The organism is Corallococcus sp. AB045 (assembly GCF_003668895.1).
Taxonomy (GTDB): domain Bacteria; phylum Myxococcota; class Myxococcia; order Myxococcales; family Myxococcaceae; genus Corallococcus; species Corallococcus coralloides.
The window spans coordinates 39,511-54,111 of the sequence record NZ_RAWN01000048.1 but is presented as its reverse complement, the minus strand read 5'-3'; the positions used below and the strand labels follow the sequence as shown (position 1 = coordinate 54,111).

General features: G+C 69.9%; 13 protein-coding genes. 3 read left to right on the top strand and 10 right to left on the bottom strand.

Annotation, left to right across the window (positions count from 1 at the left end; all coding sequences use genetic code 11):
* Positions 1-275 precede the first annotated feature (275 nt).
* The gene (locus D7Y21_RS14320) at positions 276-1,145 is read left to right on the top strand and encodes an SDR family oxidoreductase (protein WP_199735421.1); all 870 of its coding nucleotides are present in this window, start codon (positions 276-278) and stop codon (positions 1,143-1,145) included.
* 16 nt (positions 1,146-1,161) lie between these two features.
* Here the strand turns inward: D7Y21_RS14320 and D7Y21_RS14315 are convergent, their stop codons facing one another.
* From D7Y21_RS14315 to D7Y21_RS14280, 8 genes are all read right to left on the bottom strand, one after another.
* Positions 1,162-1,518 (bottom strand): DoxX family protein, encoded by a 357-nt coding sequence (locus D7Y21_RS14315; protein ID WP_120564123.1) that lies wholly within the window; start codon positions 1,516-1,518, stop codon positions 1,162-1,164.
* Positions 1,519-1,576: 58 nt separating this feature from the next.
* Complete coding sequence (gene pgm / locus D7Y21_RS14310; protein ID WP_121713786.1) at positions 1,577-3,214, bottom strand: phosphoglucomutase (alpha-D-glucose-1,6-bisphosphate-dependent); 1,638 nt, start codon at positions 3,212-3,214, stop codon at positions 1,577-1,579.
* 143 nt (positions 3,215-3,357) lie between these two features.
* On the bottom strand, positions 3,358-4,644 hold the full coding sequence (locus tag D7Y21_RS14305; protein WP_120564199.1) for an AmpG family muropeptide MFS transporter: 1,287 nt from the start codon (positions 4,642-4,644) through the stop codon (positions 3,358-3,360).
* A 111-nt stretch (positions 4,645-4,755) separates the two neighbouring features.
* Entirely contained in the window at positions 4,756-5,721 is a 966-nt protein-coding gene (locus D7Y21_RS14300) for a hypothetical protein (RefSeq protein ID WP_121713784.1), read from the bottom strand.
* Positions 5,722-5,732: 11 nt separating this feature from the next.
* Positions 5,733-7,307 carry a caspase family protein gene (locus D7Y21_RS14295; RefSeq protein WP_121713782.1) on the bottom strand — a complete coding sequence of 525 codons (1,575 nt, stop codon included), beginning with the start codon at positions 7,305-7,307 and terminating at the stop codon, positions 5,733-5,735.
* Between the two features lie 164 nt (positions 7,308-7,471).
* Complete coding sequence (locus tag D7Y21_RS14290) at positions 7,472-8,260, bottom strand: DUF4384 domain-containing protein (RefSeq protein WP_121713781.1); 789 nt, start codon at positions 8,258-8,260, stop codon at positions 7,472-7,474.
* Positions 8,257-8,799 (bottom strand): RNA polymerase sigma factor, encoded by a 543-nt coding sequence (locus D7Y21_RS14285; protein ID WP_233612098.1) that lies wholly within the window; start codon positions 8,797-8,799, stop codon positions 8,257-8,259. Before D7Y21_RS14285 ends, D7Y21_RS14290 begins: the two co-directional genes overlap by 4 nt.
* A gap of 28 nt (positions 8,800-8,827) precedes the next feature.
* Entirely contained in the window at positions 8,828-9,826 is a 999-nt protein-coding gene (locus D7Y21_RS14280) for a hypothetical protein (protein WP_121713779.1), read from the bottom strand.
* Between the two features lie 243 nt (positions 9,827-10,069).
* On the opposite strand from D7Y21_RS14280, the gene D7Y21_RS14275 reads away from it, so the two are divergent.
* Both D7Y21_RS14275 and D7Y21_RS14270 read left to right on the top strand, forming a co-directional pair.
* Complete coding sequence (locus tag D7Y21_RS14275) at positions 10,070-10,894, top strand: nucleotidyltransferase (protein WP_120564129.1); 825 nt, start codon at positions 10,070-10,072, stop codon at positions 10,892-10,894.
* Positions 10,878-11,582 carry a metallophosphoesterase gene (locus tag D7Y21_RS14270; RefSeq protein WP_120564201.1) on the top strand — a complete coding sequence of 235 codons (705 nt, stop codon included), beginning with the start codon at positions 10,878-10,880 and terminating at the stop codon, positions 11,580-11,582. The genes D7Y21_RS14275 and D7Y21_RS14270 overlap by 17 nt, the downstream gene beginning before the upstream one ends.
* Positions 11,583-11,589: 7 nt before the next feature.
* On the opposite strand, the gene D7Y21_RS14265 is transcribed toward D7Y21_RS14270, so the two are convergent.
* Complete coding sequence (locus D7Y21_RS14265; RefSeq protein ID WP_121713777.1) at positions 11,590-13,050, bottom strand: DUF4340 domain-containing protein; 1,461 nt, start codon at positions 13,048-13,050, stop codon at positions 11,590-11,592.
* Positions 13,047-14,600, bottom strand: a complete 1,554-nt coding sequence (locus tag D7Y21_RS14260) for a GldG family protein (RefSeq protein ID WP_121713790.1) — start codon at positions 14,598-14,600, stop codon at positions 13,047-13,049. The genes D7Y21_RS14265 and D7Y21_RS14260 overlap by 4 nt, the downstream gene beginning before the upstream one ends.
* Between the last annotated feature and the right edge of the window lies 1 nt (position 14,601).

The following is a 14,601-nucleotide window of genomic DNA, read 5'->3' as shown; positions in this document are numbered from 1 at the left end:
CCACCCTCCGCCGTGTGCTCGGCAGCCGACCCTCCCACACGCGAGGTGTTGGCTGCCGTACGCTCCATTCTCAACTTCCGGAATTTGAGAGCGGAGGCCTCAACGGATCAAAACGGGTGCGTTTTTACGCGTAGGGAATGGGACGCCAGGGTGGGTCCAAATCGCCCCGTCGCCGGCCGGTTTCCGGGGTGGCGGGTTCGCGGGAGGAGGTTCCTCATGAGCGCAGGAGCGTCGTCTGGCGCCGGCCGTGTCCGGTGGGTTGCGGAGGGTTGGCCGTGGTGAGTGGGCCGGTGCTGGTCACGGGGCCCACGGGCAACGTGGGGCGTGCGGTGGTGCGCGCGCTCCTGGCCGAAGGGGTGGCGGTGCGCGCGGCGGTGAAGTCGCCGGAGCACACGGTGTCGCTGCTCAAGGAGATGGATGGGGACGTGATGCCGATGCCGCTGGACTTCCTGCGGCCGGAGACGTTCCTCCCCGCGCTGGAGGGTGTGCGGGGCGTGTTCCTGATGCATCCGCCGGCCATCGCCCACGCGGAAGGGACGCTCACCGCGTTCATCGACGCGGCCGCCACGCAGGGCGTGAAGCAGGTGGTGTTCCTGTCCATGGCGGGCGCGGAGACGCGCGCATGGGCGCCGCACCACGCGGTGGAGGCGCACCTGATGCGCTCCAACATCGGGTGGACGCTGCTGCGCCCGGCGTTCTTCGCGCAGAACCTGGGGGACGCGTACCGCGAGGACATCCGCCAGGACGGCCGGCTCTACATGCCCGCGGGCCACGGCAAGGTGGCCTTCGTGGACGTGCGCGACGTGGGCGAAGTGGCGGCGCGGGCGCTCCTGGACACGTCGCTGCGCAACCGCGCCTTCACGCTCACCGGGCTGGAGGCGGTGACGTTCGAGGAGGTCGCGTCGGTGCTGTCGGAGGTGCTGGGCCGGCCCATCCGCTACGTGCCCGCGTCGGTGCCCGGCTACGTGCGCCACCTGCACCAGCGCCGGCTGTCATGGGGCCAATTGGGCATGCAGACGCTGATGCACGTGGGGCTTCGCTTCGGGAAGGCGGAGCAGGTGGACCCCACGCTCACCAACCTGCTGGGCCGTCCCACGCGCACGGTGCGCCAGTACATCGAGGACCACGCGCCGCTCTGGCGCTGACGAGGCTCCGGCGCGCTCAGGCGTACCAGAGTGCCCACGCGATGAGCACGACCTGGAGCGGCAGCCGCGCCCAGAGCAGGGACCGGGGAATCTTCCGGAACTGCTCCGGGTGCTGGGCCATGTAGATGTTCGCGGGGAACACCGCCACGAACAGCGCGACGAGTCCCCAGGCCGCGAGCCGCGTGGTGGCGGGCACCAGCAGGAAGATGCCCAGCAGCACCTCCGCCACGCCGCTCAGCAGCACCAGCTCCCGGGGGCGGGGCAGGTACGGCGGCATGATGCGCATGTACATGCGGGGCTTGAGGAAGTGGTTCACCCCCGCGGCGACCATGAACAGCGCGAGCACGTACTGCAGGATGGTTTTCACGTCCATGGGCGGTGGGGGCTCCTCGCGCGGCATCGAACCCCGCGCGAGGCGCCTGAGTCCACGCCTACTTTCCGGCGAACGCCTCCGCGACGATGGCGCGCGCCTCCTGGACGATGGTGTCCAGGTGCGCCTGGTCGCGGAAGCTCTCCGCGTAGATTTTGTACACATCCTCCGTGCCGGACGGACGCGCGGCGAACCAGCCGTTCTCCGTCGTCACCTTGAGGCCGCCCAGGTCCGCGTTGTTGCCCGGCGCGCGCGTGAGGCGCTGGAGGATGGGCTCGCCCGCGAGCGTCGTGGCCTTCACCGCCTCCGGCGACAGCTTCTTCAGCGCGGCCTTCTGCGCGGACGTGGCCGGCTGGTCGATGCGCGTGTACAGCGGCGCGCCGAACTTCTTCGCCAGCTCCTGGTAGTGCTCGCCGGGGTCCTTGCCGGTGCGCGCCAGGATTTCCGCCGCGAGCAGGTCCAGGATGATGCCGTCCTTGTCCGTGGTCCACACGGTGCCGTCCTTGCGCAGGAAGGACGCGCCCGCGCTCTCCTCGCCGCCAAAGCCCAGCGAGCCGTCCAGCAGTCCGTCCACGAACCACTTGAAGCCCACCGGCACCTCCACCACGCGGCGGCCCAGGTCCTTGCCCACGCGGTCGATGAGGCTGCTGCTCACCAGCGTCTTGCCCACCGCCGCGTCCGCCTTCCAGCCCGGCCGGTTGCGGAAGAGGTAGTTGATGGCGACCGACAGGTAGTGGTTCGGGTTCATCAACCCCATGCTGCGGGTGACGATGCCGTGGCGGTCGGAGTCCGTGTCGTTGCCGAACGCGAGCGCGTACTGGTCCTTGAGCTTCACCAGGTTCGCCATCGCGTACGGCGACGAGCAGTCCATGCGGATCTTCCCGTCATGGTCCGCGGGCATGAAGCCGAAGGTGGGGTCCACGGTGGGGTTCACCACCGTGAGGTCCAGGCCGTACTTCTGTGCGATCGGCGCCCAGTACTCCAGATTGGAGCCGCCCAGCGGATCCGCGCCCAGCTTCAGCTTCGCGCCCCGGATGACGTCCAGGTCCACCACGTTCGCCAGGTCCGCCACGTACGGGGTGATGAAGTCGTACGCCTTCACCGTGGCGCTCGCGCGAGCCCGCTCGTAGGGGACGCGCTGCACGCCCTTGTTGCCCGCGGCCATCAGTTCGTTGGCGCGCTTCTCCACCAGCGAGGTGACGTTGGTGTCGGCGGGGCCGCCGTTGGGCGGGTTGTACTTGATGCCGCCGTCCTCCGGCGGGTTGTGGGACGGGGTGATGACGATGCCGTCCGCGAGCCCGCTCGTGCGGCCCCGGTTGTACGTGAGGATGGCGTGGGAGATGACCGGCGTGGGCGTGGCGCCGTCCGTGTAGCGGACCTCCACGCCGTGGGCGGCCAGCACCTCCAGCGTGGTGCGCTGGGCGGGCTCGGAGAGGGCGTGCGTGTCCATGCCCAGGAACAGCGGGCCGTCATGGCCCTGCTGCTTGCGGTACTCGCACAGGGCCTGCGCCACCGCGAGGATGTGCGCCTCGTTGAAGCTGCGGCGCGCGGCGCTCCCCCGGTGACCGGAGGTGCCGAAGGCCACGCGCTGCTCGGCCACGGACGCGTCGGGCGTGTCGTCGTAGTACTGCGCGCGCAGCTTCTCGGGGTTGATCAGCAGGTCGCGCGAAAGGGGCTTGCCAGCGGAAGGGTGGGCCATGACGGGGCAACCCTAGCCGCGCGCGCATTCAGAGGGGAGCCGAAGTCACAGGCCCTGTCGCGAGCCTCACCCGTCTTGACGCGCTCCGTCCAGTAGCGGGCGGGGTGCGGGCGGTCGGGACGGGGGCGCGTGTCCGGAAGCCGTCAGCGCGCCACGGCGACGGAGGCCGCGGGCGGGGCGGCCTCGGGCGCGGGGGGCTCGTCCTCCTGGGGCTGGGCGGCGTGCTCCGGCAGGAACATCAGCAGCACCAGCGCGGGGATGGCCGCCGCGGCGGTGAAGGCGAAGAACGTGGGCCAGCCCATCCACGTGGCCAGGAAGCCGGACATGGAGCCGATGAGCCGGTTGGCGATGGTGCCCAGCGCGGACAAGAGCGCGTACTGCGTGGCGCTGAAGCTCTTGTGGCACAGCGACATGATGAAGGCCGCGAACGCCGTCACGCCCAGGCCCGTGCACACGTTGTCCACCGCGATGGCGCCCGCGAGCATCAGGTCGTTCTTGCCCACCAGCGCCAGCGCCATGAAGGCCAGGTTGGTGAGGCCCTGCGCGGCGCCGAAGATGAACAGCGCGCGGCGCATGCTGAGCTTCACCATCAGCACGCCGCCCAGCAGGCCGCCGCTGATGGTGGCCACCATGCCCAGCGTCTTGCTGAGCGTGCCAATCTCCGTGTTGGAGAACCCCAGCTCGATGTAGAAGGGCGTCACCATGCTGGCGGCGATGCCATCCCCCAGCTTGTAGAGCACCAGGAACGCCAGCACCCCCAGCGCGTACTTGCGGCGGAAGTAGTCCACGAAGGGCCGCACGACGGCATCCGCCAGGTTGCGCGGAGGCCGCACGCTCTGGGGCTCCGGGGCCAGCAGCGTGGCCACCACGCCCACGCCCATGAGCAGGCCCATCACGTAGTACGTCTGGGACCAGCCCAGGTGATCCGACAGGATGAACGCGAGCCCGCCCGCCACGAGCATGCCCAGCCGGTAGCCGGTGACGTACATCGAGTTGCCCAGCCCGCGCTCCTCCATGGGGAGGATGTCCGTGCGCCACGCGTCCGCGACGATGTCCTGGCTGGCGGACAGGAACGTCACCACCACCGCCATGCACGCCATGGCCAGCGGGGCGTCCTTCGGGTTCACCAGGCCCATGGCGGCGATGGCGCCCATGAGCAGCACCTGCGTGAGCAGCATCCAGCCGCGCCGCCGGCCCAGGAAGGGCAGGGTGTAGCGGTCCATCAGCGGCGCCCACAGCACCTTGAAGGTGTAGGGCAGCGCCACCAGGCTGAAGATGCCAATCGTCTTGAGATTGACCCCCTCGTTCTTCATCCACGCGGACAGCGTGACGCCGGTCAGCCACAGGGGGAGGCCGGACGCGAAGCCGACGGCGATCAGGAGCCAGATGCGCCGGCTCTTCAAGACGGTGAGAAGCGAGGAGTTGGGCATGGGGGCGCGGGAAACCGCCGCCAGCATAGAGAATCCACCCCGCGCGTCACCTTCCAACGGCCAGGGACTGTCCGCCCGGCTGCTGTCCGGCCCTGAGCCCGGGCGGCCTCTTCAGGGCTTCGGGTCCAGCGCGGACACGTCCGGACAGGTGCGGCGGTCGCCCTCGGTGGGGGTGATGAAGTCCCAGTTGCGCTGCATGAACGTGATTCGCGTCCGGGTGTCCCAGCACTCCGTGTACTGCGCGCCCTTCGCGTCCCCGTCCAGGATGTTGAGCACCAGCACGCCCCGGCCATCCGGCGTCCAGCGCGCCAGGATGTCCAGCGTCTCCAGGAGCCCGCCGGGAATCAGGTCCGTGCTCGGCAACCGGAACGCCATCTCCCCCAGGCCCTCGGGCGTCTGACGCGACGCATAGCGGGTGTTGGGTATGGCGGCGCCCGCGCCGGTGAAGAGCAGCTCCACTCGCGTGGGCAGCGCCTTCGTCTGGTAGTCGATGTCCAGCCGGTCCACGGTGTTCGCGTCCCCCGTGTCCATGCCGTGCGCGCGGGCCGCCTTGAGGTCCAGCGCGAGCGTACCGGTCCCCTTGCGGATGCCGCCGTCCGCCTTGAAGGTGCCGGGCAGGTAGGTCCACCACGCGTCCTCGCCACCGCCCCGGGGGCGGAATTGGAGGAGGTACTCGAAGGAGGCGTCCTGGCGCTCCATCACGAAGCGCAGCTCGTGGCCCGGGTGATCGTCGGAGGGGAAGGGGCCCCAGATGCGCCGGTCGGTTTCGCGCGTGGTGGGCGGGGCGTTTCGGAACAGCTCCAGCAGGGCGAGCAGGCTGTCCACGCTGGTGTTGAACCGCGTGCCCTCTTGGTAGGCCTGGAGGGCGAGCTCCGACGTGCCGCCCAGCACCAGCGACGCGCTCAGCCGCTGGTTGCGCGTGCCCAGGCCCTGGCCGGAGCGGGCGGTGTCCGGCAGCTTCGCGGCCAGGTCCTCGCGCTGGGGCAGGGCGTTCTGGAACTCCAGGTCGTCGTTGGAGAAGTCGCCGCCGCACGCGACCGCGAGGAGGCAGCAGAGGGCCAGGGCTGGGGTTCGCATCACGTGCTCCCTCATGGCTCGTACGTGAGGAGCGCGGCCAGCTCCCAGAACCCCAGGGAGCGCTGCGCGTCGACGGTGTATTGGAGGTACTGCAGGCGGCTGCGCGCGGTGAGGTTCAACTTCCGCGTGAGCTGGAAGCGCGCGCCCGTCGCCAGGCCCGGTGACACCATGGCGAAGCGTTGATCCGGGAACGCCGCGTCATCGAACTTGCGGCCCATGATGAGGTACGCGACGCGCACGCCCACGAAGGGGGCGACGCGGCCCACGGGCCACTCGGCGGTGAGGCTGGTGCCCACGTTCACCACGGAGTAGCGGTACGCCGGGCCCGCCAGCGTGGGCAGTGACAGCACGCCATTCGTGCCGCCCACCGCCGCGTCGAAGCCCCAGACCCAGTCGCGGCGGAAGTAGTCGTGCAGCTCGGCCTCCGCGCCGAAGAGGGGCACGGAGAGGAAGAGGGACTGGCGCGTCTGGGCGTCGAAGAAGGACTGGAAGCCGCCGGTGAGGCCGAAAGTCCACCACGCGCCCTTGTCCAGCATCGCCCCCTTCACGGGGTCGTCGGAGAAGGGCGCGTCCTTGAAGCGCGGCTCCTGCAGGATGGTCGTGCGTCCGCGAGCGACCTCCACCTCGCCGATGCGCAGCCGGTCGCTGAGCCGGCGCTTCACGCGGTAGGTGCCGGGGGCCAGGGCCACGCGGCGCTCGGTGTCCGCGGCCTTGTCCAGCTCCGCGACCACGAGGCCGCCCGGATCCACGAAGTAGTAGGAGCCCGCGGGGGCGTTGCCGGGGACGACCAGGCCTTCGGCGCTCGCGCGCAGGTCGGTGAGGACCAGGTCGCCGTTGCCCGCGAGGTCGTAGCTGAACGTGGGGTGCTGGGGGCCCGCGCTGCTGTCGGCCGTGTCCGCGACCGTGCGGGCGTAGGCGTGTGAATACGCCTCGAAGAGCGTCACGCGTCCGTCGCCACTGCGGTCCGCGTCTCCCAGGAGGCCGCTGGCCAGGTGATGGGAGAAGTAGCTGCCGCCCAGCGTATCCGACTCCTGCGAGTCCTCGTCCGCGGCGCTGGAGGTGAGGATGACGACACCCCGGGCATCGCGTGCCGCGCCGGACTCCACGTCGAAGGCCGGGGCCTTGCGAGCCCCCTTGGTGCGGGTGAGCGCACCGGAGCGGCAGGAGTCGAGGATGGCGATGCGGATGTCCACGGGCGCGTCCGCCAGCCGGCGCTTGAGCGCATCGAAGGCGAGCCGCGAATCACCCAGCCGCAGCGCGCCATCCTTCGCGTGACCGGAGTAGTAGACGAACAGCGCGGTGCGCTCGCCGCGAGCCTGGGCCGCGCGGGCCCGTTGCTCCAGCTCCGACAGCGCGCCGAGGAAGTCCTTCGCGTCGTCATCCAGGAGGAGCTTCGCGTCGGCCGGAGACACGCCGCCCAGCCGCGTGAGCAGGTCGTGCATCTTGCGCGCATCGTCGCGCGCGTAGCTCAAGGGCCGCGTGTCCGCGCCGCCCGTGTCATTGCCCGCGATGAGCGCGAAGCGGTGCAGTGTGTCCGCCTGCGCGGTGCTGGAGGCCAGGACCAGCGCGGGAATCGACGCCCGCATCGCCGCGACCCACGAACGACCGAGCCCTGACGCGCGAGCAGGCACTGTGCACGCCGACGAGGCGCTCCACGGCGCACGCCACGCCCCTGGAGCGAGGAGTCGCGTGAACGCGGCCCGTGCCCAGGCCGCAACGGGAGCGAGCACCTGTTTCACAGGGCCGTCGCTCATGGCTTCAGCAAGATCCACTGCGTCTGCGCACCCGCCACGTCCAGCGGGGCCATGCGTGTGACATCTCGGCCCGCGGCGACGAAGGCCTTCCGGGCCGCGTCACTCAGTGCGTCCATGGACACGGGCGCGTCCGTCAGCACCAGCACCACGCGCTCCGCACCCGCGCCGGTGAACTCCACGCTCTCCGGCAGCCAGCGCTGCCCCGCGCTCGGCTCTACCGAGAGGCTGTCCCCGGACTCCGGATACAGCGGCGTCACCTCGCCCTGCGCATCCACCGACAGCGCCGCCACGTAGCGGTACGCGTCCGCCGTGTAGCCCAGCCGCACGCGCTCACCGGGTTGCAACGCCTCCGGCGCCTCCGTGCTCGCCACCCGCTGCGGCTCCGCGCCTCCACCGATTCGCAGCTCCGCGCCCGCGCCGCCCTTGATGCGGTTGCCCGTGACGGGCGGTTGGATGGGATCCGTCCTCCCGCCGGTCTCCAGCAGCGGACGCGCCAGCACCAGCACCACCACGGACGCCGCCACCGCCATCAGCGGCCGGACCCACTGCGAGCGCGTCGCCGGCTCTTTCGAAGCCTGCCTCGCGCGGGCCCGCTCCACGCCGGCCTCGAAGCTTTCGAAGGGCACCTCCGCCTCGAACGCGGCCTGCGCGTCCGCGAAGGACCTCAGCGCCGCGCCACACGCCTCGCACGCCTTCGCATGCGCCTGGACGCGTTGGGCCTCCGGGGCGGGCAGTTCGCCGGCGTGCAGGCGGCGCAATGTCCAACTCGACTCGTGCGCGCTCATCGGACGCTCAGCTCCTCTCCACCCAGCTCCGCGAAGTGCTCCAGCCGCTTGCGCACCGTGGGCACCGAACGCCCCAGCACCGCGGCCACCTCTTCCAGCGTCATCCCGTCCACGTGGTAGTGGATCGCCGCCGCCTGCGTCTCCGCGTCCACCCGGGCCAGCAGCTTGCGCACCAGGTCGCGCGTCTCCATCGCCTCCGCGCCGCCATGGCCCTCTGAACGGGCCGCCTCGTCCCTCGCGAACCACTTCCGCCACGCCGCCCCTTCCGAGCGCAGCTGGTTGAGGCAGTGGTGCGTGGCGATCTTCATCAGCCACGTCAGCGGAGACGCCTCCTCCCGGAACGACTCCCCGTGCACGAGCGCTCGGGCGAAGACGTCATGCATCGCGTCCTCCGCCCGGCTTGCGTCCTTCAGCAGGTAGCGGCAGCGCTCACGCACGCTGCCGCCATACTTCACATACAAATCGCGCAGGACGGCCCGCCGGTCCTCGTTGGGACGGGGAGGCACCACCTTCAGGGCCAGCGGGGTCGGTCCGGTCACGCGCGGCGCAAGCCTACCGCGACCCGGCTCACAGCGACGAGTACACCGCCGCCGTGAACTCGCCGCAGGCCTCTGCTTCCTCGCCGTAGCCCAGGCGCGGCATGAAACTGACGCGGAAGTAGGTGCTGAGGAAGTTCGTGTCCCAGCACTCGTTCAGCGTGGCCTCGTCTTCCAGGTTGCCCCCCGTCACCCGGATGTCCGTGCGGCCGGCCCCCGTCGCCGTCCAGCGGCTCTTGATGGACAGCCTCTCCATCATGACGGGCAGCGCCTCACCCGCGGCGATGTCATCGAACGTCGCGAACTCGAACTCGCCGCCCGCCGTCGCGGACGCCTTGTAGTGGTACGTCCCGTCCACGCGCTTGTTGGGGTCCTTGTCGTCACGCACCTGGTGGAAGTCCGCGTCCACCGTGGCCTCCGCGGAGGCGCTCGGGCGCGAGTAGCGGATCTCCACCGTGCCCACGTTGTCGTCGGCATCCGGCAGGGTGTGCGCCGCGTCCCAGTCGATGAACAGCTCGCCGGAGCCGTAGCCCTTCACGCGCTCGCCATCCGCGTCCACCGCCACCTGCTGCGTGCCGGACAGCACCGCGCGGAAGGCGCTGTCCTCCTCGCCCTTCGCCTTGCCCTCCAGCACCCAGGAGAACGACGCCTCCCCCGACTTCGTCACCGTCAGCCGCCACGTGGTGGGACTCAGCGCCTCCGTGCTCGGGCCCCACACCGCCTTGTTCTCCTCCAACGTCGTCGGCGGATACTTGGAGATCTGCTCGATGAGGTTGAGCACCCACAGCGTGCCGCCGTTCACCGCCACCGTGGCGTTCACCGTCGCCTGGTAGTACTCCGCCTTCTGCCCCTGGCCGTACTGCGCGGAGGGGCCGGCCGCCGTCAGGCCCTGGCCGTTCGCCTTCGGCGCCTTCACCTGCGTCATCTCCTTGGAGGGCAGGCCGTCACGGAACGTGTCCGCGTCATTGCTCTGGGCGTCGTTGCAGCCCACGAACAGCAGGGAGGCACACAGCAAGCTCTTGCGCAGCATGGTCGGGCGTCCTTTCAGGGCCCGTCTTGTGCGGGCCGTGCGGCAGTGAATTCGCCCCTATGGACACAGGCCGGGCGCAAAATAGAAAAAGCGCTCGCTAGGAGTGGAAAAGCACAGTGAAACCAGGAGCTTGGCGTCTGGCTGCCTGCTCTCCGGGCGCCCGCGGCCGCCTGCCTGACGGTTGAAATGGGGCATCCCTACCTTTCGCCCATGGAAAAACGACACCCGAACCATCCCGGGGAGATGGGTACGGACGCCACGCTGGCCGAGCGGGAGCGTGCGCCGGACGAGATCAACGCCCGCGCCAGAGCCGTCGGTCTGCTGCATGAGGCCGGGGTGCCGTTCGTAGTGGGTGGGGCGTATGCCTACGCCACCTATACCGGCATCTACCGCGACACGAAGGACCTGGACCTGTTCCCGCGCAAGCAGGACGCCATCCGCGCCCTGGACGTGCTGGAGAAGGATGGTTGGCGCACGGAACGGCCGGACGAGGTCTGGCTCTACAAGGCGTACAAGGGCGACTACTTCGTCGACTTCATCTTCTCCTCCGGCAACGGCGTGGCGACGGTGGACGACGAGTGGTTCACCAACGCCAGGAAGGCCACCATCTTCGGCTACGAGTGCCTCATCGCGCCGGCCGAGGAGATGATCTGGTCCAAGGCCTTCGTCACCGAGCGCGAGCGCTATGACGGCGCGGACATCAACCACCTCATCCTCAAGGCGGGGCGGGAGATGGACTGGGACCGCATCCTCCGGCGCTTCGACCGCTACTGGGAGGTGCTGCTCAGCCACCTGATGATGTTCCGCTTCGCGTATCCCAGCGAGCGCGACATCGTGCCCAACTACGTGATGACGGAGTTGATGAGCCGCACGCTCCAGACGGTGCGCGACGGCAGCTGGGACGAGAAGCTGTGCCGGGGCAACCTGGTGTCCAAGGTGAACTATCACGTGGACATCCACCACTGGGGCTTTGGGGACGGCAGGGCGTGGGACGAACAGGACAGACCCGAGGAGGGAGCCCGTGGCGCGAGATCCGAGCTCGAAGATTCGACTGGCAGCGGTCGGTGACCTGCACTGCCGGGAGGACCAGCACGGGCGCTTCCGTCAGCTCGTCAAACAGGTGAACGCCTCGGCGGACCTGCTGCTCTTGTGCGGGGATTTGACGGATCGCGGGATGATTGAAGAGGGCAAGGTCCTGGCCGAGGAGCTCTCGGCCTTGCGCGTCCCGTGCGCCGCGGTGCTGGGCAATCACGACTACGAGCACGGGCAGGTGAAGGACATCTGCACGGAGCTCTCCAAGGTCGGCGTGCACATCCTCGACGGTGACCACTTCATCTTCGAGAAGGTGCTGGGCGTCGCGGGGGTGAAGGGCTTCGGAGGCGGCTTCGGCAACGCGACGTTGCAGGCGTTCGGCGAGGGCCAGACGAAGTCCTTCGTGCAGGAGGCCGTCACCGAGTCGCTCAAGCTGGAGGCCGCGCTCAGCCACCTGGACACGCCCAAGAAGGTCGTGATCATGCACTACGCCCCCATCCCGGAGACGCTGGAGGGGGAGAACATCGAGATTCGTCCCTTCCTGGGGACGAGCCGTCTGTCGATGCCCATCGACCATTACGGCGCGGCCTACGTCTTCCACGGCCACGCGCACCACGGCGCGCTCGAGGGCAAGACGAAGAGCGGCATCCCGGTGTTCAACGTCGCCATGCCGCTGCTCACCAAGTTCACACCCGAGCAGCGCTTCGCCCTGATGGAGGTGTAGCGCCGCCTCAGGGTGCGGGAGCTCCGCCGTCCGAGGCTTCGGGCGGCGCCTCCTGGAGGTCCGAGGCGCGCGTGGGCAGGTCCGCCACCGCGCCCATGGACACCTCCACCAGGTCCGGCCCGGAGCCCCGTGCGTAGAGCCGGTCCTCCGTGTCTGGCACGGCGTCGCCCAGCCACAGCCGCGCCAGTTCGCGCCCGTTCGCGTCGCGCAGCACGACGCCCCGGGACGCGTCGCTGATGCCGTAGCGCTCCCAGCGCTTCACCTTCGCTTCGCCGAACGCGGCGGCCTTCAGCGCCTCCAGCCGGCCCAGGAGCTTCACCACGCGGAAGTGCAGGGCGCGGCCACCGCCGGGACCCTCCACCTGCCATGTGTCGCTGTTGCCCGCGCCGCGCGTCACCACCACGGGGGTGGCCTTGCCTCCGGGGAGGAACTCCATGCGCCGCACGTCGTCGCGCGGGAAGGACAGCACGCGCCGGTCCTTCAACTCCTGCACACCCACGTCCAGCGTCATCAGCGCGCGGGCTTCTACCTCCGCCAGCGTGGACCGCGAACCCTGTTCCCGCAGTGCATGAACGACGGTCGCGCCGTCGCGGGTCACCTGCGCCAGCCTGACGCGGATGGGCTCACCGGAGGCAGGCACGAAGCGCACGTCCACGACGGGCGTGTCCAGGCCCAGTGCCTTCCGGTTGGCGGCGGTGTCCTGCGGGAAGGACAGGGCCTGATGGGCCTCGAACGCCTTGAGGAGGTCCGTCAGCCGGCTGACGTTCGCGCGGGTGGGCTCCGGCTTCTCCATCCGCCACGACTTGCCGTCCGCTTCGCGCGTCAGCACGTACGCGTGGTCCTTCGCTTTGACTTCGATGGACTGGAGCGACGCGAGGTCCAGCGGCCCCAGGAACTCCTTGGCGCGCAGCTCGAACGGGCCCTTGTCCAGCGAGTACCGCACGGCCCCGTCGGCCGCGTACACGGTCGCGTCGCCTTCACGGCGCACGTAGACGGAGCCATCGAACGGGTTCTCATCTCCACCGGCCAGCGTCATGGTGCGCTGGCGGGATGGATCTTCCGCGCCTTCACCGTGGGCATCCGGCAGGAAGGCTCGCGCCGTCACGGTGAACGTCGGAGACGTGAGTCCATACTTCTTCAGGTCCGCGTCCGTCGGCGTGGCATTCACGGTGGCCTTGAACTTCGCCGAGGTGAGCTGCTGCACCAGGGCCTCCACCGCGTATGGATCCGCCTTCGCCTCCACGGGAGACACAAGCCGCCAGCCCTCCGGCGTCCGCTCCAGCTCCGTGGTGGCGCCGCGCGCCTTCACCGTCAGGTGCGTGAAGACGGGCGCCGGATCCGGAGCCGCGCCACGGGTTGGCTCGGCGGGCTCCGTCGCGAAGAGCTTCGGCGGAGCGGGGGGCTTCTCCGCGTCGCGCGAACACCCCACGGTCAAGAGCCCCAGCATCACGATGGTGGAAGTCCTCACCGGTTCCTCCGCGACAACCAGACCGCGAGTCCCACGCCCAGCAGCGACAGGGGCAGCAGGTCGGTGGATACGAAGCGCAGGGTCCGCATCTGGTCCTCACCGAGCTCCAGGGTGGACGTCTCACGGTCGGGAGGACGCAGGGTGACCTTCTCCGCCTGATGGGACGCCCAGCCCAGGGCGTTCATCACCAGGTTGCGGTTGGCCTCGTAGCCCCAGTTCGGATCCAGCAGCAGCTCCGAATCCCCCACGGCCACCAGCCGCGCCTCGTCGTAGCGCTTGTGCTCCGCCGCGCGCGTGTCCCGGGAGGCGGCGGCCACCAGCGTGAGCTGTCCCATCTTCTCTCCGCTGGACGGGGTGGTGTCCTCCAGGGGCCGCGACTCCACCCACGCATAGGGGGAGCTCAGCAGCACGGGCTCCACCGTCACGCCGGGCAGCAGGAAGCCCTCGCGGACGAGCGTGAAGCTGCGCGGCGTGGGCAGCTGGATGTTGAAGCCGCGCTCCTGCAACGGACGCGTGATGGGGTGCTTGCCGTAGAAGTTCGACACGAGGACGAACGGGTTGCCCGAGTTGAACTGCGGGTCCGCCGCCACGCCTTCGTCCACCTGCACGCCGTAGTCCGCGAGGAACAGGCCCAGCCCGTCCTCCGTGTTCGCGTCGGTGAAGTAGAGCAGCCGGCCGCCTTCACCCAGGTAGGTGCGCAGCGCCGCGACCTCCGGTGCCGTGTACGCCTGCTTCGCGCCAGCGATGATCAACAGGCCCGCGTCGCGAGGCACCTCCTTCCGGCCCAGGAGGTTGAGCGGTTCGGGGCGGTAGCCCTCGCGCAGCAGCTGGCGCCGCAGCTCCGTCAGCCCTTCACCGGAGGCCTCCAGCGACCACTCGCCGTGTCCTTCAAGGACGTAGACCTTCTGCGCGCCCGTCGCGCTCAGCTGGAGCAGGGCGTTGGTCAGCTCCTGTTCGGCGGGGACGGGGAGGGTGGTGTGGGGCGCGGCGTCGCCCTCGCCGCGGGAGACGATGACCAGCGTCTGCCCGTCCTTGAGCTGGTACTTCGCGGCCAGGGTCGGCTCGCGGCGCGGATCCACGAGGACGTAGTCGAAGGCCTCCGGTGCCGCCTCGTGGTAGCGCCGGAACAGCTCCTCCAGCTCGCCATAGGACGGATGCGTGGGCGGGATGAGCGCCAGCGCGTGGGCCTTCTCCTTCAACCCCGCCAGCGTCTGCACCGTCTGCGGCGCGAGCGAGAAGATGCGCTCCTGCGTCAAATCCCAGCGCCGGTTCTTGCGGAACGCGAGCACGTTGAGCGCCACCAGCACGCCCAGCACCACCAGCGTGGTGAGCACGGAGGACGCGAGGAACCGCCCCGTGCGGCGGGTGCCCGAGCGCCCCAGCTCCTGCCGGTGCGTGACGACGTAGGCCGCGAGCATCGCCGCGCCCAGCACCGCCTTGCCCGCGGCGAGCGCCACGCTGCCGGAGGTGAGGAACAGCGTGAAGGGGCTGGACGCGAGCAGCAGCAGGCCAAAGGCCCCCAGCACCCGGGTGACGTGGGTCGCTCTCATG